This is a genomic window from Ruegeria alba (assembly GCF_022321465.1).
GTDB classification, from domain to species: Bacteria; Pseudomonadota; Alphaproteobacteria; order Rhodobacterales; family Rhodobacteraceae; genus Ruegeria_B; species Ruegeria_B alba.
The window spans coordinates 66,564-87,296 of record NZ_JAKOEM010000009.1 but is presented as its reverse complement, the minus strand read 5'-3'; the positions used below and the strand labels follow the sequence as shown (position 1 = coordinate 87,296).

The following is a 20,733-nucleotide window of genomic DNA, read 5'->3' as shown; positions in this document are numbered from 1 at the left end:
ACCCAATTCATTCGAGGAACTGGGCCAGAGGCATGTCGGACACAAAACTCAATCTCATCGCGGGCGAATGGCTGGCGGGCGAAGCTGAAATCGAAAACCGCAACCCGTCGGACCTGAGCGATCTGGTTGGTATGTTTGCCCAGGCCAGCGCCGATCAGCTCGATGGGACGCTGCTTCAGGCCCGGCGCGCCCAGGCGGAATGGGCGGCCTACGGGATGGAGCGCAAGCAGGCGGTGCTGATGGCCATCGGCACCGAGCTGATGGCCCGGGCCGAGGAACTGGGCACCCTGCTCAGCCGCGAAGAGGGCAAACCGCTGGCCGAGGGCAAGGGCGAGGTCTATCGCGCCGGTCAGTTCTTTACCTATTACGCCGCCGAATGCCTGCGCCAGCTGGGCGAGAATGCCGACAGCGTGCGCCCGGGCGTCGAGATCGACGTGCGCCGCGAGGCGGTGGGCGTCGTTGCGGTGATCAGCCCGTGGAACTTTCCCACCGCCACTGCCTCGTGGAAGATCGCGCCCGCGCTTTGCTATGGCAATGCGGTGGTGTGGAAACCGGCCAATATCACCCCGGCCAGCGCCGTGGCGCTGACCGAGATCATCGCGCGCCAGGACATCCCCAAGGGCCTGTTCAGCCTGGTCATGGGCTCGGGTCGCAGCATTGGTCAGCGGCTGGTGGAAAGCCCGCTGGTCAACGCGATTTCCTTCACCGGCTCGGTGCCGGTGGGCAAGGGTATCGCCTCCGCCGCCATCCAGAACCTGACCAAGGTGCAGATGGAGATGGGGTCCAAGAACGCGCTGGCGGTGATGGATGACGCCGATCTGGATCTTGCCGTGACGCTGGCGCTGGGCGGTGCCTTTGGCGGCACCGGGCAGAAATGCACCGCAAGTTCGCGGCTGGTGGTGCACGCGGCCATCCACGATGCCTTTGTCGAGAAGCTGGTGGCGGGCGCGCAGGCGATGAAGGTGGGTCATGCGCTGGCCGAGGGCACTCAGATGGGCCCGGTGGTGAGCCAGCAACAACTGGACGAGAACCTCGCCTATGTCGATCTGGGCAAGTCCGAGGGCGCCGAACTGGCCTGCGGCGGCCAGCGGCTCGATATGCCGCAGGACGGTTATTACATGTCGCCCGGCGTGTTCCTGAACACCACCAACACCATGCGCATCAACCGCGAAGAGATGTTCGCGCCGCTGACCAGCGTGATCAAGGTCGGCAGCTATGACGAGGCGCTGAGCGTGGTGAACGATACCAACTTCGGCCTGACCTCGGGCATCGTCACCCAGTCGCTGGCACGCGCCACCCATTTCCGCCGCAACGCGCGCACCGGGGTGGTGACAGTGAACCTGCCGACGGCGGGCACCGATTACCACGTGCCGTTTGGTGGCCGCGGCGACAGCTCTTACGGGCCGCGCGAACAGGGCAAGGCGGCGGCCGAGTTCTATACCACGGTCAAGACCGCTTACATCAGCGCGGGGGCACCACAATGAGCTATCGCATCGACGGCCTGCAATATGCCAACTGGTCGGAAAAGATCTTTCGCCAGCTGCGCGCGGGCCATGTCGATGCGGTGCATGTCACCATCGCCTATCACGAAAGCTTTCGTGAGACGGTCCTGAATTTCGAGAAATGGAACCGCTGGTTCGAGCAATTCCCCGACCTGATCATGAAGGGGCAATGGGCCGGCGATATCGACATCGCGCGCGAGACCGGGCGCACCGCGATCTTTTTCGGGTTCCAGAACCCCAGCCCGATCGAGGACGATATCGGGCTGGTCGAGATCCTGCACACGCTGGGCGCGCGCTTCATGCAGTTGACCTATAACAACCAGTCGCTGCTGGCGACCGGCTGTTACGAGGCCGAGGATGCGGGCATCACCCGCATGGGCCGTCAGGTCATCAAGGAGATGAACCGGGTGGGGTTGGTGGTGGACATGAGCCATTCCGCCGACCGCTCGACCATCGAGGCCGCCGAGATCTCGGAACGCCCCATCGCCATCACTCATGCCAACCCGCATGACTGGGCCCCGGCCCTGCGCAACAAGCGTGACGATGTGATCCGGGCGGTGACCGAAAACGGCGGCATGCTGGGCTTTTCGGTCTACCCCCATCACCTGAAGGACAAGTCGGCCTGCACGCTGGACAGCTTCTGCGAGATGATCGCCCGCACCGCCGAGCGGTACGGAGTCGACCATCTGGGGATCGGCACCGACCTGTGCCAGGACCAGCCCGACAGCGTGGTGGAATGGATGCGCACCGGGCGCTGGTCCAAGGAGATCGACTTTGGCGAGGGTTCCGCCAGCGCGCCGGGCTTTCCCCCGATGCCGCACTGGTTCCAGGACAATCGCGATTTTGGAAATATCGAGAACGGGTTACGCGCGACCGGCCTGAACAAGGACGAAGTGGCCGGGATCATGGGCGGGAACTGGTACAGGTTCTTTGCCCAGAACTTCGTCCCGCAAGGATGAGAGAGATGGACACCGCCCCGAACAGGCACATCCAACGCAGGGATCCGGCGACAGTCATGCGGCTGTCGCGGCTGGGGTCGCTGCATCAATGCCGCCTCAGCTTCATGCGCATCCTGACCCGGCGCATGGCGCGCGAGAACTGGAGTTTTTCGCGCCCGGTATTCCGCATCGACGCGGCGGGTGTGGGCCATGCGGTCTATACCGCGCAGGGGCCCGACCGTGCCTATTCGCTGGTGGCCTTTGCCCATGACCTGCCGCCCGAGATGCGTTCGGACCGGGTGATCGCCACCGCCTGGGATGCCACATTCACCCTGTTCGACGGGAGCCCGACCGAGGACGACATCAACCGGCTGTCGCAGAACGTGCCGCTGCAAGAGGCGGGCCGGGTAAGCGAGTGCGAAATTTCGGTCAGCCGGGCCAACCGGTCTGTGCGGCTCTGGGCGCATGTGGTCGACGCGCTGGCGAGCGGGCAACAGCCCGACCGCGCCGAGATCGACAAGGTGGGCTATCTGATGCGCACCACCGCCGTCTATGGCTCGGGCAAGCTGGGCGCGGCGGATCGCGAGCAGATCGCCGACCGCCCCGAGATGCAGGTGCCGTTTCAGGCCGAGATGCTGTCGGTCTATCTGACCCGTGTCTTCGTGCGCGATCTGGTGCAGCACATGGCACGGGCCAAGGGCGGTGAAGGCGCGGTCGATCTGGACCCGGCGCTGGCGCGGCGGATGGGCATCGGCAATTCCACCGGTCTGGGCATGGCGCCCTATATCGTCAACCACCCGGTCCTGTTCAACAACTGGGTCATGGCCCGGGAAGAGGCGATTGCCCGGGTGCGCAGTGTCGCCACCGCCAGCCCCGACGCGGCCGCGCAGTTTCGCCGGATGCTGAGGCGCAGCGAGGTGTCGCTGGGCCAGTGGCGTTCCGAACACCCGATCCAGCTTGAGAAACTGGCCGATCTGCGCCGCGACATGGAGGTGCTCTCGCGCCATGTGACGGGCGATGACCTGTTGAACGATCACCCCTGGGACCGGCTGATGCGCTGGGCCGAGGGCGCGCTCAGTGAGGAGGGGCAGGAACTGGTCGCCTCGCTGATCCTGGAACCCTATCCCGATCTGGTGGACGGTCTGGCCAGCTGCATGGCCGATGGCAATCCGGGCGCGTTTCGCATCGACGGGGCCATGCCGATCTCGGAACTGCGCGGCCTGATCGCGGCCAGCTACGCCTGGGCCTTTGACCTCGACTGGTCGGCGCCCGAAAACTGCGCCCGCGCCTGGTATGTCTCCGAGGAGAAGCTGGAGCCGCGTCTGGGCGAGCGGTTCGACGAGCCGATTGCCGAGTACGAACAGCCGCTGGCCCCGGCCCGCGATGCGGCGGCGGCCCATGCGGCACTGGCCGATTGGGACGGTGCCCGTCCGGTGGCGGAATTCCTGCTGGCCCATCCAGAGCACCGCCACACCGTGCGCCGCGCCCAGATGAGCCGAGTGGCCCCATATGGCGAGATCCACGACAACACGATCAGCGCCTCGGTGCTGCCCATCGACATGCTGCGGGCGAAACTTGCCTTCTTTGGCGCTATCCATTTCGACCCCCGTTCGGATCGCTGGGTGCGGATTTGCATGTATGCGGGTGCGCCATACCCCGAGGAGCTTTCGCCCGAGACGGCGGATGACTGGGTCTATCCAGAGGTGCCGGCATGAGCTTTTCCCTCAACGAGATCGAGGCCACCGCCAAGCGCGCGACGCGTGGCGCGGGCTATCCCTGGGGCCTTGCCGAAGAGGCGGCCAAGGCGACCCGCTGGCTGGCCGCCCATGACATTGACGCCTGCGCCGAACTGGCCGCGCTGCTGACCCGGGTCGATGGGGTGCCGCTTGCCGATCTTTCTCCCGACCCAAGGGGCATGACCTGGGCCGCGCCGGGCGGCACGCTCTGCCCGCTGGCGGCGGGGGCGGCGCTTTCGGATCGCGCGGCAGAGCTGTCCGATGCAGGGTTTCGGCTGGAACAGGTGGCCCGGCCCGCGCTGCTGGTGCCCTTTGCCGCGCTGATCGCGCAGCAGATCGGTCGCCCGGTTTCCCTGCGCTGGGAGGGCGGATGTGCCGTCACCGATGGTAAGGCGCTCGACCTTTCCGGCGCGACACCGGACCTTGCGCCTCTGGTCGAGGTGACATTGGGCGGCCAGATCGACGCCGCGACGCCCATGCGCAGCCGCGCCCAACCCGCGCCCGAGACCTGGGCCACCCTGAACCGTTTCGCCCATCGCACCTATGCCCCCGCAACCGAGGAATCCCGGTTGAAGGGCGCAGGCGCGGGGCTTTCCGACAATGACTGAACCGAGGACCCCATGACCGAAACCCGCACCCTGAGCCTGGACGAGATCGAAGATCTGAGCTTTCGCGCATTGGTGGCCGCTGGCACCTCCGAGGCCAATGCCCGGCCATTGGCCGTGGCCACCGCCGCGACCGAGGCCGACGGTATCGCCAGCCACGGGTTGCTCTATATCCCGATCTATTGCGAGCATGTGCAATGCGGCAAGGTCGACGGGCGGGCCGAACCCCGGCTCGACCGGCCCGCGCCCTCGGTGTTGACTGCGGATGCGGCGACCGGGTTTGCCCATGCTGCGATCGATCTCGGCTTTGACCAGCTGATGCCGCTGGCGCGCAGCCAGGGCGTTGCCGTTCTGGCGATCCGCAACAGCTATAACTGCGGCGTGCTGGGATATCACACCGCCCGTCTTGCGCGGGCGGGGCTGGTGGGGCTGGGCTTTACCAATGCGCCCGCTTCGATCGCGCCCTCGGGCGGATCGAAACCGGTGGTCGGCACCAACCCGTTCTCGCTTGCCGTGCCGGGTGAGGATGGTGAACCGGCGATCCTGATCGACCAGAGCGCCAGCACCATCGCCAAGAGCGAAGTGATGAAACACGCCCGCGAGGGCAAGCCGATCCCGGTCGGCTGGGCACTGGACGCCGACGGCAACCCCACCACCGACCCTGAGGTCGGGTTGAAAGGCTCGATGGCGCCATCGGGGGGCTACAAGGGAGTCGGGGTTGCCCTGCTGGTCGAGACCATGGCCGCCGCGCTGACGGGCGCGACGCTGGGCATCGACGCTTCGCCCTTTTCCGGCACGGCGGGAGGGCCGCCGCGCACCGGCCAGTTCTTTATCGCGATCGACCCCGGCGCGACTTCGGGTGACCGGTTTGCCCCATTGGTTGCGCGTCTGGCGGGGGCGGTTCATGATCAGGACAACGCACATTTGCCCGGCGACGGGCGTCGCGCCCGCCGACTCCTCTCGCGCGAAGAGGGAGTCGCGGTCAACGTCGCGACCCTCGAACGGATCGAAAAGATCATCGCGGCATAAGCGACATTTCAGACGTCGCTTCTGCGACAAAAACCATCGGTCCTGCGTCACTCTGACCGGCGCGGGATCGCTAGAGTAAGCAAATTGTTGCGTCAGGGAGGGATCGCATGTCAGTAAAACCACCATTCACCGAGATCGAGGTCAAAAGGGCCGCGTCCGGTTTCTATCAGGGACATAGCGTCGAGATCGCGCTGTTCTCCAAGGCGATCATGGTCGGCCTGGTCCTTTGGGCCCTGGTCTGGCCCGCGAATGCCAATGGCGTTCTGGGCAGCCTGAACTGGCGTCTGCTGGAGGATTTCAACGTCTTCTACATCGTCATCGTCGGCTTCTTTGCCGTGTTCCTGTTCGTGCTGGCGGCGCTGCCGCAGACCGGCAAGCGGATCATGGGCCGGCCCGGCGAGGGCACCGAGTTCTCCAACTTCTCCTGGTTCTCGATGATGTTCGGTGCCGGTCTGGGCGTCGGCCTGATGGTGTTCGCCACCGCCGAACCGTTGGGCCTGTGGGGCTCGAACCCTGTCGTGGTTTCGGGCGCTGTTGCCGGCAACTCCGAGGAGGCACTGCAATCGGCCTATCGCTACACCTTTGCCCATTACGGCTTTCACGCCTGGGCGATCTATGTGGTGACCGGCCTGGCGCTGGCCTATTACGCCTATACCCGTGACATGCCGCTGACCATCCGTTCGGCGCTGACACCGCTGTTCGGCCCGCTGATGAACGGGTTCCTGGGCCATGTGGTCGACATTCTGGGCGTGGTGGCAACCATCCTTGGCGTGTCGGTGACCATCGGCTTTGGCGTGTCGCAGTTCATCGATGGCATGTATGCCATCACCGGCATGGAATGGATGATGGACATGACCGGCGAGGCGCCTGCACCGGGCACCGTCGGCCTGATCTCGGGCCTCTTCGTGATCATGGGTCTGTCGGTCATTTCGGCGGTATCGGGCGTGGGCCGCGGCGTGAAGTATCTTTCGAACCTCAACCTGGTGATGTCGCTGATCCTGCTGTTCACCTTTGTGGTGTTTGGTTCGTTCCTGTTCGCCATGACGACCTATGCCACGGCGCTGGTCGACTATATCCTCCACTTCCTCTCGATCAGCTTTGGCGCCTATGGCCCGCAGGATCCGGCCGCTTTTGCCGCCGCTCTGCCGACCGAGGCCGCCCCCTATGCCGACGCGCTGCGCGGTGGGGCGACCAATGCCTGGGGCTCGTTTGACGGGTTCAAATCCGGCCTCGAAGGCGAAGCCGCCGCACTGTCCGACGAGGTTCTGGCCGCAGCCTATGCCGCGGGCGAGCCGGGCCGTCAATTCGGCTGGCAGGCAGGCTGGACCACCTTCTACTGGGCCTGGTGGATCGCGTTCTCGCCCTTTGTGGGCCTGTTCCTGGCGCGCATCTCGCGCGGTCGCACGGTGCGTGAATTCATCGTCGGCTGCCTGTTCGCCCCGGCGCTGGTCTGCTTTGCATGGATGACCATCCTGGGCGGCACCGCCATCGACCTGGAACTGACCGGCAATGCCAATGGCGCCATCATCGGCGCGTCGAACACCGCCAAGCTGTTCGTGACCCTGGGCCAGATGCTGTCGGGTGGGTTCCTGTCGGCGATTACCGTCATGTGCGTTGTGCTGATCATGACCTTCCTCGTCACCTCGGCGGACTCGGGCATCCTGGTGATGAACACCATCATGTCGGGCGGCGATCAGGAAGTCGGCAACAAGCACAAGATCGTCTGGGGCGTGATCCTGACCGCGGTGATCGGTACGCTGCTGATCGCGGGCAAGACCAATGGCGGCGCCGACCCGATGGAGGCGCTGAAGAGCGCAATGATCATCGGTGCTCTGCCCTTTACCGTGGTGATGGGGCTGATGTGCGTGTCGCTGGTCAAGGCGCTTTATCGCGATGGAAAACGTGAAAAGCTGGGCCTGACCGTGGGCAAGCCGGCCGAGTAAAGCCAATGTGCCGGGCGGTTTGCCGCCCGGCCCCGACCCTTGCAGACGGGCCTGTGCCGGATTGGCGCGGGTCCGTTTCGCTTTTATGTGTCATGCCGTCTCCAGCAGGGCACGCAGCGTGTCCAGGGCCGGGTCCATCTCGTCTTCGGAAAAGGCGCAGAACCCCAGGATCAGCCCGTTGCCGCGCCCCGGCACCGCGCAATAGCGCGAGAGGGCGGAAACGGTCAGCCCCGCCGCACGGGCGCGCTCGGCCAGCGCCATGTCATCAAGGCCGGGATGCAGGTGCAGCACCGTCTGCATTCCGGCCTGATGGTCGGCGGCGGTTCCATATTCGGCAAACTCCCGCGCCAGCCGGTCCAGCAGAAAGCGCCGGCGCTCGCCATAGACCCGCCGCACCCGGCGCAGATGCCGGTAGAACTCGCCGCTCGACATGAACTCGGCCAATGCCTGCTGCGGCATCGAACTGGCCCGGACCCCGAACCGGCGCACGGTCTGGCGGAACGGCTCCAGCAGCGGTTCGGGCGCGATCAGGTAGCCCAGTCGCAGCGCGTTCGAGAAGATCTTGGAAAAGGAGCCGACATAGATGGTGCGGCTCAGCGGATCGAACCCGGCCATGGCGGGGATCGGGCGCCCGGCATAGCGGAACTCGCTGTCATAGTCGTCTTCGATGATCCAGGCATCGCCGGACCGCGCCCATTGTGTCCAGGCACTGCGACGGCTGGGGGACATGGCACCGCCCAGCGGATAGTGATGCGAGGGGGTCAGCACCGCCAGTCGCGGCGCTGTGTCGGGTGGCGGCAGCGTCGCCCCCTGTTCGTCGAGCGGCAGAAAGACCGGCTGCAAGCCCTGTGCCTTGGCAAAGCTGCGCAATGGGCCATAGCCCGGATCCTCGAGCGCGATGACCTCGCCGGGACGCGACAGGCTGCGCATGCACAGTTCCAGCGCATCGGTGGCCCCGGCGGTGATGATGATCTGTTCGGGCGCGGCCTCGACCCCGCGCCAGTCGCGCAGATGTGCAGCGATGGCGCCGCGCAGCGCCGGATTGCCGAAAGCGTCACCGGTCGTGAACATCGCCTGCGGGTTCGAGCGGCAGAGCCGTGCCACGGTGCGCGCCCATTGCCGGTAGGGAAACAGCCGCATGTCCGGCGTGCCCGCCACGAAAGGACGCGCTTTGGCGGGGGCGGTTTCGACCTGCGTCGGTCGGGCGCGCGCGGCCGGCGGGGCGGTCTCGACTTCCCCCATGGCACAGACAACATGGCCCGAGCCCTGGCGCGCGCGCAGATACCCTTCGGCCACCAACTGCTCATAGGCGGTTACCACCGTCGAGCGGGACACGCCAAGCTCGACCGCCAGTATCCGTGTGGGCGGCACCGCTGTGCCCTCGGGCAGGGCGCCGGTACTGGCACGGGCGCGGATGGCGCTACAGATCTGTTCAAAGACCGGCACCGGGCTGTTGCGCTCGATCGAGATGGCGGGCCAAGAGGTCTGGCTCATGAAATTGGTTTGCCTGTTTATTCTGATTTTGGAGGTTAACGGCTGTCCACCTTATGGGCAAACAGAGAGTAGCGCAGGAGGGACGGAGATGATGGAACGCAGAAACGAACTGGGTCAGCCGATCGGGGCGGCACTGCCGGGATGGCGGGGATGCCCAAGACCCCGGCGGCAGCAGATGGAAGGCAGCTTTGCCCGGCTGGAGCCGTTGCAGGCGGCCCGTCATGGCGCCGATCTCTGGCACGCCTTCGCCGCCGATACCGAGGGGCATGGATGGACCTATCTGCCCTTTGGTCCATTTGACGGGCAGGCTGACATGACGGCGTTTCTGGAGGCGATGAGCAACACCGAGGACCCGCTCTATTTCGCCATTTGCGACAGGGTCAGCGGGCAGGCGCAGGGCATTGCCAGCTATATGCGCATCCAGCCCGAGCATGGGGTGATCGAGGTTGGCGGCATCGCCTTTGCGCCGGTTCTGCAACGCAGCCGGGTGGCGACCGAGGCGATGTTCCTGATGATGTCTCATGCCTTCGACACGCTGGGCTATCGTCGTTTCGAGTGGAAATGCGACGCGCTGAACGCGCCGTCGCGCCGGGCAGCGGAACGGTTGGGGTTTCACTATGACGGTTTGTTCGAACAGGCCATCGTCTACAAGGGCCGCAATCGCGATACGGCCTGGTTCTCGGTCCTGGATCGCGACTGGCCCGAACTGCGGCAGCGCTTTGTCGATTGGCTGGCGCCCGAGAATTTCACCCCCGACGGTCAGCAACGCCGCAGTTTGGGCGACGACCGGGCCTAGGCCCGATCCACCTCAACAAAGGTCTCGTTGTAACAGGCGCCCCTCTCGATATCTGTTCGGATATCCGAGGGGATCAGCGCATTCACCGTCTGCCCGGTGGACGAGCTTTCGAGCCAAGTGCCCTTGGGGCTGTAGAGGACGCCGGGCCGGGTGGCGTCGGTGATCTTCAGCCGCAACGCCACCGCGCCACGCCCATTGCGCAGAACCACGGGGTCGCCATCGCTGAGACCCAGCCGCGCGGCATCTTGCGGATGCATCTCGACCGTCTCGGGGTCAAGGCTGTCGCTATGGCCGCCAAAGGTGGCATTGGTCCGTTTCGACGAACTGGGTGTGATCAGGGTAAAGGGCAGGTCGGGCGCAACCGGATCATGGCGCGGCAGGCCGCAGCCGAACCGATCCTCCAGATCCTGACTGTACAGCTCGATCCGCCCCGAGGGCGTGGCGGGCATCACGGTGTCGCACATCACCAGCGGTGCATCGGAAGGCCTTGCCATATCCAACGCGCGATCGGTCGGCATTTGACTGGGCGCATGGCCCCCCAAACGCGGATCGGTGCCGTCTATCGCCTGGTCCATCAGCGCCGCGTCGTTGTCGCGGAACTCGGGCTCGTCATAGCCGAACCGGGCGGCCAGCCTGCGGAAGATCTCGGTATTCGGCAGGCTCTCACCCACTGGGGCAATCACCGGTTCGGCCCGTTGCAGCCAGGTCTGCCCATAGGCGCCATAGATATCGTCGAACTCGAAATGACTGGCGGCGGGCAGGATCACGTCGCAATAGGCCATGCTGTCGGTCATGGTCACATCGGCGCCGACGATGAACAGATCCGGCCGGTTGAGCGCGCGGATCATATTGGACTGGTCCGGATGTGTCGCCACCGGGTTGTGATTGTAGATCATCAGCGCACGGATCGGCGGGTCGAGCCTGTCGTCCAGCAGATGCGCCGCCACATCGACGATGTTGAACACCCGCGTTCCGGGCTGCTTCAGATGATCGCCCTGAAGTCGTGCCGTGGTGCGCGGAAAGGCGAGGCCGGGCTTGGCGATCACGCCCGCGCCGGGGCGGCCATGCTGGCCGGTCAGCGCGTTCAGGGCCATTGCCGCGCGCAGGCCCGCCCCGCCCGAGCGGCCGCGCTCGATCCCGTTGCCCAGAGAGGTTGCCATGGTGCGCGCTCCGGCGATCCAGTCGGCCAGCATGTGGAACTCGACCGGGGTCAACCCGCAATGGCGCACCACCGCGTCCACGTCATGGGTGCGCGCGGCCTCCAGATACCGGTCGGCGCCCAGCACCCATTTGCCGATGAAACCATGGTCCAGCGCGCCGCGTCGTTCCAGTTCAGCCGCCAGCGCCAGTGCCAGCACCACGTCCGAACCGGGGTGGAGTTGCAGGTGCAGATCGCATTGTTCGGCCAGCTTGATCCGGCGCGGGTCGATCACCACAACCCGCCCGCCCGCCGCGCGGACCCGTTTGAGAACCCGCATCAGATGCAGGTTCGAGACGGTGACATTGTTGCCCCAGACCAATACCAGGTCGGCCAGCTCGGCCTGTTCCGGTGGCATACCGGGAGCAGAGCCGAACAGACTTGTATACGCGGTGCCGCGCACGCCGCCGCAGAGCGGTCCGCGATCCAGCATCGTCGCACCCATCCGGTAAAAGAACCGCCGGTCCATCGAGCCGCCTGCCAGCTCTCCATGCGGGCCGGCATAGTTCAGCGGCAGCACCGACTGCGGCCCAGCTGTGGCGATTGCGCGAGAGAACCCCTCGTGGATCAGGTCGAGCGCACCCTCCCAGCTGATGGGTTCATAGGCCCCCGAACCGCGCGGCCCGGTGCGGCGCAGGGGGTGGGTCAGCCGACGGGGACCATGCACGAAATCAGGGTAATAGCGCGCGACCTTGTTACAGATCACCCCGGCGGTAAAGGGATTGGCCGCAGATCCACGCACCTGCGCAACCCGGCCGTCCTCGACAGTGACGCTCAAACTGCACGTATCCGGGCAATCCAGCGGGCAGACAGAGGGCAGGGTAAGGGTCATCTTGGTCTCCGATCAGAAGGTGAGAGGACAAGATAGCCAAACAGGACTGGTGGAAAACGGCCAAAACAAGTCAAAACAAGCAGACCAATCATCGGCGGGTACCCGCCATTCAGCCTTGGGCCGCATCACTGCGGCCTTAAGAACACGTTTTAAGAGACTGGAAACAAAGTTCTTCCCCTATTAGCAATAATTTGCTACCGAAAACTTAATAATAAAACTGAGGCAGGCAGACGGTTAATGAAAACGGGCTTTCGCGGCACGTTCGTCATTTCCTGGTCGCAAACGGATTTGGATGGTCTTGAGGGGGCTCCCCTCGACGCGCTGACCGCGGGGGCGGTCTGGTCATGGCGTGGCGAGACCGTGCAGGTGGATGGGCCCACGGGCGTGTTGCGGCTGGACCGGGCGGACGGAGAAGAGGCGCTGCGCAAACGCGCGGCCCGCAAGGTGAGGCGTCTGGTCGGGGCGGCGGTACAGCATCGTACCGATGTTGAGGCGGTCGAGGTCAAGGACCCCTTGATGGATCAGGCCTTTGTGGTCACCAACGGGGCGCAGAGCTACACCATCACCGTGATCGAAACAGGCAATGGCACGCCGCCGCTTCTGATGTTCATCGACGAATTGCCACCGCGCGATACCGATCTGTGGGTGGTGCATCACAACCTGAACAGCGCCGATCCGCTGCCGGGCGCGCGCGAACGCGGCGGGGTGATCTGTTTCACCCCCGGAACCCGCATTGCCACGCCGACCGGCCCGCGCCTGATCGAGGAGCTGCGCGAAGGCGACAAGGTTCAGACCCGAGACAGCGGCCCGCAGGAGATCCAGTGGATCGGCCAGCGCCGGATGACCGGCGCGCGCCTGTTCGTAATGCCGCACCTGCGCCCGATCCGTATGCGGGTGGGGGCGCTGGGCATCGACCGGCCCGACGCCGAGTTGCTGGTCTCGCCCGAACACCGGATGCTGCTGCGCGGTCCGACCGCGCAGGCGCTGTTCAACACCGACGAGGTGCTGGTACCGGCGCGCGACCTGGTCAATGACAGTACGATCATGGTCGACCTGACCCTGCGCGAGGTGACCTATGTCCACCTCATGCTGCCCAGCCACCAGATCCTCTGGGCCAACGGCATCGAAACCGAAAGCTTTCATCCCGCCCACGCGGCGCTTTCGGCGCTGGCCGAAACCGACCGGCGGCGGCTGTTGCAGCGCATGCCCGAGATCGAGGCCGACCCGTACCTCTATGGCGGCTTTGCCCGGCGCAGCCTGACCCCGACCGAGGCGGCGTTGATGTTGCACGAGGCCGCTTGAGGCCGATCCCGGATGCGCGGGCGGTTCATTCCGCGCATCCCCTGCAAAACCCCTGTTGACTCCCCCTGCCGCGCGGCTATAAGCGCGGCTTCATTGGTGTTGGTGGCTCCCGCAAGGGATCGCCTGTCATGCCGCAAGGCAAGAGGACAACGCCCTTCATAGTGGCCCTTTGGGCCTCGACCATAACGAAGGAGATCAGCCGTGACCAAACGCACGTCTGCCAAGTACAAAATCGACCGCCGGATGGGCGAAAACATCTGGGGTCGTCCGAAATCCCCGGTCAACCGCCGCGAATACGGCCCCGGCCAGCACGGCCAGCGCCGCAAGGGCAAGATGTCCGACTTCGGCCTCCAGCTGCGCGCCAAGCAGAAGCTGAAAGGCTATTACGGCGACCTGACCGAAAAGCAGTTCCGCCGCATCTACGGCGAAGCCGAACGTGTGAAGGGCGACACCGGTGAAAACCTGATCGGCCTGCTGGAACGCCGCCTGGACGCCGTCGTCTACCGCGCCAAGTTCGTGCCGACCGTCTTTGCCGCCCGTCAGTTCGTGAACCACGGTCACGTTCTGGTCAACGGCAAGCGCGTCAACATCCCGTCCTACCGCGTGAAAGAGGGTGACGTGATCGAGGTGCGTGACCGCTCCAAGCAGCTGGCCTCGGTTCTCGAAGCCGTGTCGCTGGCCGAGCGCGACGTTCCGGATTATCTGGAAGTCGACCACTCGAAGATGACCGCAACTTTCGTCCGTACCCCCGGCCTGGGCGATGTGCCCTACGCAGTGGTGATGGAACCGAACCTGGTCGTCGAATACTACGCCAAGAACTGATCCGTTCAGTTCCCGAGATTTCTGAAAGCCGCGCATATTCTGCGCGGCTTTCTTTTGTCCGGGTTGACCCTGTCGGTCGCTGTGGGTATCGCGCGGCCAAAGCCCTTTGCGCAATTCGGAGCCTGCCGTCATGACCGCCAGCAAACGTATCGTCCTGTCCAGCGACCACGCTGCCATCGAACTGCGTCGCGCGGTTGCCGCGCATATCTCGGCCCAGGGCTGGGAGGTGGTCGATATCGGCCCGCAAACCACCGAAAGCACCCATTACCCCAAACATGGCCGCGCCGCGGCAGAGCGGGTCGCCTCGGGCGATTGCAGCCTGGGCATCGTACTGTGTGGCACCGGTCAGGGCATCATGATGGCCGCCAACAAGGTCGCGGGCATCCGTTGCGGTGTCTGCTCCGATACGTTCTCGGCCCGGATGATCCGCATGCATAATGACGCCAACATGCTCTCGATCGGTGCGCGCGTGGTGGGCGAGGGGCTGGCGCTGGATATCGTCGATGCGTTTCTGTCGGCCGAATTCGAAGGCGGCCGCCATGCAACGCGCGTGGACATGATCGAAACGCCCGAGGGCTAAAGCGGCAGTGGCCTCCCCTCGGCAATCGCCTCCATCGCGAAATAGCTGGTGACGCTGTCCAGTTCGACCTTCTCAATGAGCCGCTGATAAACCTTGTCATAGCTGGCCATGTCGCGCGTCACCACCTTGAGCTGATAGTCGTAGTCGCCCCCGATGCGGTGGAAATCCACCACTTCGGGGATGGTCAGCACATGTGTGCGGAACTTTTGCAGCCACTCCGCCGAATGGTGGCGGGTCCGCAGCATGACGAAAACCACCAGATCGAGCCCGAGTTTCTCGCGCGCGACGCGTGCGGTGGAGCCTTTGAGCACGCCCTCATCCGTTAGCGCCTTCAACCGCCGCCAGCAGGCATTCTGCGACAGCCCGACACGGTCGGCCAGGTCCCGCTGGCTGAGCGAGGCATCGCGTTGCAGCTCTTTCAACAGTCTTGTGTCAATATGGTCTATCTTTTTCATGGCTTCTATCAAATGACACGAAAATTTAGAAAATCAACTAAAGATAGGTGAGAAATTCTCTGGTTTGTTAGGTCAATCTGCCCTCACCAGCAGGAGACCGCAGACATGACCCTTTCCCAGTTTCGCCAAGTGATCGAAGGTGATGCCCGTGCCGGACGCCTGGCCGACGGGCTGATCGGAGAAGGGGTGATGATCCCCGGCCTCAACGGGGACGTGCCGCTGGTCTATGCCGATTACGTCGCCTCGGGCCGAGCGCTGCGGCAGGTAGAGCGGTATGTGACCGAACATGTCCTGCCGTTCTATGCCAACAGCCATACGGAGGCGTCTTTTTGCGGATCGTACATGACTCGTCTGCGCAGGGAGGCGCGGGACGAGATCGGCCGGTGTGTCGGCGCCACGGAAGACGACGCGGTGATTTTTGCCGGGTCGGGCGCCACTGCCGGATTGAACCGGCTGGTCAGCCTGTTTGGGATTGGGGAGGCTGACCGGCCGGTTGTCTTTATCGGACCCTATGAACATCACTCCAATATCCTGCCCTGGCGCGAAAGCGGCGCCAAGGTGGTCGAGATCCCCGAGGCACCCGAGGGCGGGCCGGACCTGGCCCGTCTGGACGCGGCGCTGCGCGCCCATGCGGGCAGCGACCTGATGATCGGCGCCTTTTCGGCGGCCTCGAACGTGACCGGCATCATCACCGACACCGTGCCGGTGACCCGGTTGCTCAAGGCGCATGGGGCGCTGTCGGTCTGGGATTATGCGGGCGGTGGGCCCTATCTGCCCATCGACATGGGCGAGGGCGGGCTGCGCAAGGATGCCATCGTGGTCTCGCCGCACAAGTTTCCCGGCGGCCCCGGTGCCTCGGGCGTTCTGGTGGTCAATCGCGGCGCGGTGCGGCGCGATGTGCCGACCTGGCCCGGTGGCGGCACGGTCAGCTTCGTCTCGCCCTGGGGGCATGATTACAGCCCCGACCTGGCCGCGCGCGAAGAGGCGGGCACGCCCAACGTGATCGGCGATATCCGCGCCGCGCTGGCCTTTATCGTCAAGGACGCGGTGGGCGCGGACGAGATCGCCCGGCGCGAGGCGCTTTATAACACCATGGCGCTGGAGGGCTGGGTCGACAATCCGCATCTGATGCTGCTGGGTACCGACAAGGGTCACCGGCTGCCCTTCTTCTCGTTCCAGGTGCGCGACGAGGCTGGCCGTCCGGTGCATCAGCAGTTGTTCACCCGGATGCTGAGCGACGTGCATGGCATCCAGGCGCGTGGCGGTTGTGCCTGTGCCGGTCCTTACGGCCACCGGCTGCTGGGGATCGACCGGGCCACCTCCGAGGCGCTGCATGCCGATCTGGCCGCCGGGCGCGAGATGCACAAGCCCGGCTGGGTGCGGCTCAACTTCTCTTACCTGATGGACGAGGCGACAGTGCGCTTCATCATCGACGCGGTGAATGACCTGTCACGGCGGACCGGAGACTATGTGCCGCTCTATCAGGGGGATCCTGCCACCGCGCGCTTCAAGGCCGCATGAGGGAATTGCGTCTTTTCTCAGCCGAATGAGACCGGTATGAGGGGCTAATCTTCAGGAGCGCCCCGCATGAACCAGTTCACCCCGCAGCCCGGCATCATGGACATCGCCCTTTATCAGGGGGGCAAGGCCCATGTGGACGGCGTGGCCAATGTGATCAAGCTCAGCTCGAACGAGAACCCGCTGGGCCCCAGCCCGGCGGCGGTCGAGGCGATCCGGGCCACCGCGGCGCAGGCGCATCGCTATCCCAGCACCGACCATGCCGAACTGCGCGCCGCCATCGGCGCGGTGCACGGGCTGGACCCCGACCGGATCATCTGCGGTGTCGGCAGCGACGAGGTGCTGCAATTCGTGGCTCAGGCCTATACCGGTCCGGGGGACGAGGTGATTTATACCGAGCACGGGTTCTCGATGTACCCGATCCTGGCGCGGATGGCGGGGGCGACCCCGGTTCAGGTGCCCGAGCGTCAGCGCGTTGTCGATGTCGATGCGATCCTGGCGACCGTCAACGACCGCACGCGGCTGGTCTTCCTGGCCAATCCGGCCAACCCCACCGGCACCATGATTTCCGAGGCCGAGGTGACCCGGCTGGCCGACGGTCTGCCCGGTCATGTGCTCTTGGTGCTCGACGGGGCCTATGCCGAGTTTGTCGAGGGGTTCGATGGTGGCGCCGCGCTGGTTTCGGCCCGCGACAACGTCATCATGACCCGCACATTTTCCAAGATTTACGGGCTGGGCGGGCTGCGGATCGGCTGGGGTTACGCGCCGCGCGAGATCATCGACGTGCTGAACCGGATCCGCCAGCCCTTTAACCTGTCGACCATGCAGCTGGCCGCGGCCGAGGCGGCGGTGCGCGATCAGGATTGGGTCGCCCAGTGCCGGGAGCAGAATACCACCTGGCGGGCCTGGCTGGCCGCGCGGCTGGCCGAGCTTGGCGTGCCTTCGGACGTGTCCTGCGCCAATTTCATCCTGGCCCGTTTCTCCGATCAGGGTGAGGCCGAGGCCTGCGACCTGTTCCTGCAATCGCGCGGCCTGATCGTGCGCCGGGTGGCGGGGTACAACCTGCCGCAGGCGCTTAGGATTACCGTGGGCGATGAGGCCGGATGCCGTGCCGTCGTCGATGCCGTGCGCGCCTTCAAGGAGGGTCGCGCATGAGCCCGGTCTATGACCGCGTCGCCCTGATCGGTCTGGGCCTCATCGCCTCGTCCATGTTCTGGGCGATCAAGCGCGCCGGGCTGGCGGGCGAGGTGACGGGCTATGCGCGCTCTGAGGCGACGCGGGACACCGCGCGCCGGATCGGTCTGTGCGATCGGGTCTGCGACAGCGCCGCCGAAGCGGCCGAGGGGGCCGATCTGGTGGTGCTCTGCGTGCCGGTGGGCGCGATGGGGCAGGTGGCGGCGGAAATCGGCCCGGTGCTGAAACCGGGCGCCACGGTGTCCGATGTCGGCTCGGTCAAGCGCGCGGTGATCGACGCGGTGGGGCCGCATATTCCCGAAGAGGTGCATTTCATCCCGGCTCACCCGCTGGCCGGGACCGAGCATTCGGGGCCGCAATCGGGCTTTGCCGAGCTCTACGACAACCGCTGGTGCCTGCTGGTGCCGACCGAGGGCAGCGACCCGCAGGCGGTAGCCCGGTTGCGCGCGCTGTGGGAGGGCATGGGGGCCAATGTCGAAGAGATGGAGGCCGATCATCACGATCTGGTGCTGGCGGTGACCAGCCATGTGCCCCATGCCATTGCCTATACGATGGTGGGGGTGGCCGACCATCTGCGGCGGGTGACCGAAAGCGAGGTCATCAAGTATTCGGCGGCGGGGTTTCGCGACTTTACCCGCATCGCCGCATCGGACCCGACCATGTGGCGCGATGTGTTCCTGAACAATCGCGAGGCGACGCTGGATATCCTAGGCCGCTTCACCGAGGAACTGTTCATGCTGCAACGCGCCATCCGCATGGGCGACGAGACCTATCTGTTCGACTATTTCACCCGCACCCGCGCAATCCGCCGGGGCATCATCGAGGCGGGTCAGGACACTGACGCCCCCGATTTCGGCCGGGTCAAGGGCAAGCCCGCATGACCGGGCGCGGGCGTCTCCTGTCGGCGCTGGTGCTGACGCTCTGGGCGCTGCCGCTGGCGGCCAATGCCCCGGCCCGCTCGCTGCGGCCGGTGCCCCGCGCGGTTGCTGCCGATCCGGTGGTTCAGGCCGCCATCGCTGTGGCGACAGAGGAGGCCGCCGCCTCGGTTGCGGTGACCCGGATGCGCCCGAACCTGCGCCCGCCCTCGGAACAGGAGATTTTGGCCGCCGCCACGCCACCCCGACCAGACGCGCCCGGCCTCGACCTGTCGCCACGGCCCGAGCTGCGCCCGAAAGAGGTGGAAGAGCGCGCGCTGTTTGGCCGCAAGAAGCGGATGAAGGGTGCGGTCTGCGGAAACCCGGATATTCAGGGCAGTGCAGCAGGCCGGGTTCCGGGCAAGATCAAGGGTTGCGGTATCAAGGACGCGGTGCGTGTCACCTCGGTCTCGGGCGTGCGGCTCAGCACGCCGGCGGTGATGGAATGCGGCACGGCAGAGGCGTTGAATCACTGGGTCGCGCGCAGCGTCAAACCCACCTTTCGCCGTCGCGGTCCGGTGGTCGAGCTTCAGGTCGCCGCGCATTACTCGTGCCGGACTCGCAACAACCAGCGCGGCGCCAAGATCTCGGAACATGGCAAGGGCCGCGCGATCGACATCTCGGCCTTTGTGATGAATGACGGCGAGCGGATCACCGTTCTCGAAGGCTGGAAACGCGGCGCCACGCGCAAGATGCTACGGCAGGTTTGGAAAGAGGCCTGCGGCCCGTTCGGCACCGTGCTGGGGCCAGAGGCGGACCGCTATCACAAGGACCATCTGCATCTGGACACCGCCCGCCACCGGGGCGGCCCCTATTGCCGCTGACGCCTTTGTCTCCTACCGCAAGATGATGCGCGGCGCCGGACCCAGCGGAATCGGCCCCAGCGTCACAAAGCCACGGCGAAAGCCCAGTTCCACATCCAGCGCGTCCGGGTTTCCGCCCAGCCCCGCCAGCATGGTCAGCACCCGGCTCAGCGGCTCGGCGGCCTGCTGGGACAGGGCGCCCGCCTGCTGTGCCATCGCCACCATCTCGCGCCAGTTCTCGGCCTTCAGCGCCACCGATCCGGTGGGGATGCCGTATTCGTCGACGCTGACCTTGCCGGCGGCAAAGAGGCGCAATTCGCCCCAGGCGGCCTCGGCCAGAGAAAGGTTGATCTCGACCGGCTGCGGGCGGCGCTCCTCCAGCGCGGCGCGGTCCCAGGGGCGGTCGAAGGTCACCGCCATCGAGATCTCGGCCCGTTCGAAACTGCGCGGCAGCCCCTCGGCCCCGCCCATGGCGCGGCGCAGGTCGCGACCCGGTGCCAGATCGCTGAGTTCGGCGTGCAGCACATAGGCTTCGGGTTGATCCTGTTGCGTCATCGACAGGGTCAGCGCGTCGGCATCGGCCAGAACCTCGCCATCGCGGGTGACCGACCATTCGCCTGCGCTCAACCCCATCGTGCGCAGTTCCAGCACCACCCCCGGCGCCAGATCCAGATCGGCGCGCATAGCCTCGGCCTCGATCACCAGGGTCCGGTCGAAATAGGACAGTCGCTGAGGTGTGTCGGGAAACAACAGGCTTCGCCGTCCGGGCCAGATCGCCGGGCTTTGCAGCGCCAGCCAGTCGGCCCGCCAGGCGGTGCCGGTGTCCGGGTCGGCCAAAGCCGGAGCCTCGATTTCGATCCGGTGACGGAAGGGATAGCCCGACAGGCCGGTCTCGGCATATTCGGCCTGCCAGCCGCGCGCGGCCTGCATTTCGAACCAGCTCACGACAGAACCGCGCAGGCCGAACCCCGCAACCGCCCAATAGCCCGACCAGATCACCGCCGCCAGCAGCGCCACCCGCACCAGGTTCAACATCGCCTGCCCCTTTTGTCTCTGCTCGTTTTCCTGTTTA

The 20,733-nt window shown here is 65.5% G+C and carries 18 protein-coding genes; 14 read left to right on the top strand and 4 right to left on the bottom strand.

Going from position 1 to position 20,733, the window contains the following annotated elements; translation table 11 throughout:
- Positions 1 to 32 precede the first annotated feature (32 nt).
- From MB818_RS11900 to MB818_RS11875, 6 genes are all read left to right on the top strand, one after another.
- The gene (locus MB818_RS11900; RefSeq protein WP_238905210.1) at positions 33 to 1,484 is read left to right on the top strand and encodes an aldehyde dehydrogenase family protein; all 1,452 of its coding nucleotides are present in this window, start codon (positions 33 to 35) and stop codon (positions 1,482 to 1,484) included.
- Positions 1,481 to 2,461: a membrane dipeptidase gene (locus tag MB818_RS11895; RefSeq protein WP_238905209.1), complete on the top strand. Its 981-nt coding sequence runs from the start codon at positions 1,481 to 1,483 to the stop codon at positions 2,459 to 2,461. Before MB818_RS11900 ends, MB818_RS11895 begins: the two co-directional genes overlap by 4 nt.
- A gap of 5 nt (positions 2,462 to 2,466) precedes the next feature.
- Positions 2,467 to 4,155, top strand: coding sequence for a hypothetical protein (locus MB818_RS11890; protein WP_238905207.1), 1,689 nt, complete (start codon positions 2,467 to 2,469; stop codon positions 4,153 to 4,155).
- Positions 4,152 to 4,784, top strand: a complete 633-nt coding sequence (locus MB818_RS11885; protein ID WP_234139826.1) for a DUF3726 domain-containing protein — start codon at positions 4,152 to 4,154, stop codon at positions 4,782 to 4,784. Before MB818_RS11890 ends, MB818_RS11885 begins: the two co-directional genes overlap by 4 nt.
- A 12-nt stretch (positions 4,785 to 4,796) precedes the next feature.
- Positions 4,797 to 5,810, top strand: a complete 1,014-nt coding sequence (locus tag MB818_RS11880; protein WP_238905205.1) for an Ldh family oxidoreductase — start codon at positions 4,797 to 4,799, stop codon at positions 5,808 to 5,810.
- A gap of 107 nt (positions 5,811 to 5,917) precedes the next feature.
- A complete protein-coding gene (locus MB818_RS11875; RefSeq protein ID WP_234139824.1) occupies positions 5,918 to 7,753 on the top strand; it encodes a BCCT family transporter in 1,836 nt (611 codons plus the stop codon).
- Between the two features lie 90 nt (positions 7,754 to 7,843).
- Here MB818_RS11875 and pdxR read toward each other — a convergent pair whose 3' ends face one another.
- A complete protein-coding gene (gene pdxR, locus MB818_RS11870) occupies positions 7,844 to 9,247 on the bottom strand; it encodes a MocR-like pyridoxine biosynthesis transcription factor PdxR (RefSeq protein WP_238905203.1) in 1,404 nt (467 codons plus the stop codon).
- 88 nt (positions 9,248 to 9,335) lie between these two features.
- Here pdxR and MB818_RS11865 point away from each other — a divergent pair, with 88 nt between their 5' ends.
- Positions 9,336 to 10,043 carry a GNAT family N-acetyltransferase gene (locus MB818_RS11865; protein ID WP_238905202.1) on the top strand — a complete coding sequence of 236 codons (708 nt, stop codon included), beginning with the start codon at positions 9,336 to 9,338 and terminating at the stop codon, positions 10,041 to 10,043.
- On the opposite strand, the gene MB818_RS11860 is transcribed toward MB818_RS11865, so the two are convergent.
- Positions 10,040 to 12,073, bottom strand: a complete 2,034-nt coding sequence (locus tag MB818_RS11860; protein WP_238905201.1) for a molybdopterin-dependent oxidoreductase — start codon at positions 12,071 to 12,073, stop codon at positions 10,040 to 10,042. The genes MB818_RS11865 and MB818_RS11860 overlap by 4 nt on opposite strands.
- A gap of 237 nt (positions 12,074 to 12,310) precedes the next feature.
- On the opposite strand from MB818_RS11860, the gene MB818_RS11855 reads away from it, so the two are divergent.
- The 3 genes from MB818_RS11855 to rpiB all read left to right on the top strand — a co-directional run bounded on the left by MB818_RS11855 (position 12,311) and on the right by rpiB (position 14,777).
- Positions 12,311 to 13,375: a Hint domain-containing protein gene (locus MB818_RS11855; protein ID WP_234139820.1), complete on the top strand. Its 1,065-nt coding sequence runs from the start codon at positions 12,311 to 12,313 to the stop codon at positions 13,373 to 13,375.
- 201 nt (positions 13,376 to 13,576) lie between these two features.
- A complete protein-coding gene (rpsD, locus tag MB818_RS11850; protein WP_164133047.1) occupies positions 13,577 to 14,197 on the top strand; it encodes a 30S ribosomal protein S4 in 621 nt (206 codons plus the stop codon).
- 130 nt (positions 14,198 to 14,327) lie between these two features.
- Positions 14,328 to 14,777: a ribose 5-phosphate isomerase B gene (gene rpiB, locus MB818_RS11845; RefSeq protein WP_234172078.1), complete on the top strand. Its 450-nt coding sequence runs from the start codon at positions 14,328 to 14,330 to the stop codon at positions 14,775 to 14,777.
- Here rpiB and MB818_RS11840 read toward each other — a convergent pair.
- Positions 14,774 to 15,232, bottom strand: coding sequence for an Lrp/AsnC family transcriptional regulator (locus MB818_RS11840; protein WP_234139818.1), 459 nt, complete (start codon positions 15,230 to 15,232; stop codon positions 14,774 to 14,776). The two genes, rpiB and MB818_RS11840, sit on opposite strands and share 4 nt — an antisense overlap.
- Before the next feature lie 105 nt (positions 15,233 to 15,337).
- On the opposite strand from MB818_RS11840, the gene MB818_RS11835 reads away from it, so the two are divergent.
- From MB818_RS11835 to MB818_RS11820, 4 genes are all read left to right on the top strand, one after another.
- Positions 15,338 to 16,753, top strand: coding sequence for an aminotransferase class V-fold PLP-dependent enzyme (locus MB818_RS11835; RefSeq protein WP_238905199.1), 1,416 nt, complete (start codon positions 15,338 to 15,340; stop codon positions 16,751 to 16,753).
- A 66-nt stretch (positions 16,754 to 16,819) separates the two neighbouring features.
- Complete coding sequence (gene hisC, locus MB818_RS11830; RefSeq protein ID WP_238905197.1) at positions 16,820 to 17,905, top strand: histidinol-phosphate transaminase; 1,086 nt, start codon at positions 16,820 to 16,822, stop codon at positions 17,903 to 17,905.
- Entirely contained in the window at positions 17,902 to 18,825 is a 924-nt protein-coding gene (locus tag MB818_RS11825) for a prephenate/arogenate dehydrogenase family protein (protein ID WP_238905193.1), read from the top strand. Before hisC ends, MB818_RS11825 begins: the two co-directional genes overlap by 4 nt.
- A complete protein-coding gene (locus MB818_RS11820) occupies positions 18,822 to 19,682 on the top strand; it encodes an extensin-like domain-containing protein (protein WP_234176613.1) in 861 nt (286 codons plus the stop codon). The genes MB818_RS11825 and MB818_RS11820 overlap by 4 nt, the downstream gene beginning before the upstream one ends.
- A 12-nt stretch (positions 19,683 to 19,694) precedes the next feature.
- Here the strand turns inward: MB818_RS11820 and MB818_RS11815 are convergent, their stop codons facing one another.
- Complete coding sequence (locus MB818_RS11815) at positions 19,695 to 20,696, bottom strand: DUF2125 domain-containing protein (RefSeq protein WP_238905191.1); 1,002 nt, start codon at positions 20,694 to 20,696, stop codon at positions 19,695 to 19,697.
- Positions 20,697 to 20,733 lie beyond the last annotated feature (37 nt).

What these genes read in the sequence shown, in the direction of transcription:
- MB818_RS11895 (WP_238905209.1), top strand. Translation starts at nt 1,481, where the DNA reads ATGAGCTATCGCATCGACGGCCTGCAATATGCCAACTGGTCGGAAAAG.
- MB818_RS11860 (WP_238905201.1), bottom strand. Translation starts at nt 12,073, where the DNA reads ATGACCCTTACCCTGCCCTCTGTCTGCCCGCTGGATTGCCCGGATACG.
- MB818_RS11840 (WP_234139818.1), bottom strand. Translation starts at nt 15,232, where the DNA reads ATGAAAAAGATAGACCATATTGACACAAGACTGTTGAAAGAGCTGCAA.
- MB818_RS11815 (WP_238905191.1), bottom strand. Translation starts at nt 20,696, where the DNA reads ATGTTGAACCTGGTGCGGGTGGCGCTGCTGGCGGCGGTGATCTGGTCG.
- pdxR (WP_238905203.1), bottom strand. Translation starts at nt 9,247, where the DNA reads ATGAGCCAGACCTCTTGGCCCGCCATCTCGATCGAGCGCAACAGCCCG.
- MB818_RS11835 (WP_238905199.1), top strand. Translation starts at nt 15,338, where the DNA reads ATGACCCTTTCCCAGTTTCGCCAAGTGATCGAAGGTGATGCCCGTGCC.
- rpiB (WP_234172078.1), top strand. Translation starts at nt 14,328, where the DNA reads ATGACCGCCAGCAAACGTATCGTCCTGTCCAGCGACCACGCTGCCATC.
- MB818_RS11885 (WP_234139826.1), top strand. Translation starts at nt 4,152, where the DNA reads ATGAGCTTTTCCCTCAACGAGATCGAGGCCACCGCCAAGCGCGCGACG.
- MB818_RS11880 (WP_238905205.1), top strand. Translation starts at nt 4,797, where the DNA reads ATGACCGAAACCCGCACCCTGAGCCTGGACGAGATCGAAGATCTGAGC.
- hisC (WP_238905197.1), top strand. Translation starts at nt 16,820, where the DNA reads ATGAACCAGTTCACCCCGCAGCCCGGCATCATGGACATCGCCCTTTAT.
- MB818_RS11825 (WP_238905193.1), top strand. Translation starts at nt 17,902, where the DNA reads ATGAGCCCGGTCTATGACCGCGTCGCCCTGATCGGTCTGGGCCTCATC.
- MB818_RS11820 (WP_234176613.1), top strand. Translation starts at nt 18,822, where the DNA reads ATGACCGGGCGCGGGCGTCTCCTGTCGGCGCTGGTGCTGACGCTCTGG.
- MB818_RS11875 (WP_234139824.1), top strand. Translation starts at nt 5,918, where the DNA reads ATGTCAGTAAAACCACCATTCACCGAGATCGAGGTCAAAAGGGCCGCG.
- MB818_RS11865 (WP_238905202.1), top strand. Translation starts at nt 9,336, where the DNA reads ATGATGGAACGCAGAAACGAACTGGGTCAGCCGATCGGGGCGGCACTG.
- MB818_RS11890 (WP_238905207.1), top strand. Translation starts at nt 2,467, where the DNA reads ATGGACACCGCCCCGAACAGGCACATCCAACGCAGGGATCCGGCGACA.
- MB818_RS11900 (WP_238905210.1), top strand. Translation starts at nt 33, where the DNA reads ATGTCGGACACAAAACTCAATCTCATCGCGGGCGAATGGCTGGCGGGC.
- MB818_RS11855 (WP_234139820.1), top strand. Translation starts at nt 12,311, where the DNA reads ATGAAAACGGGCTTTCGCGGCACGTTCGTCATTTCCTGGTCGCAAACG.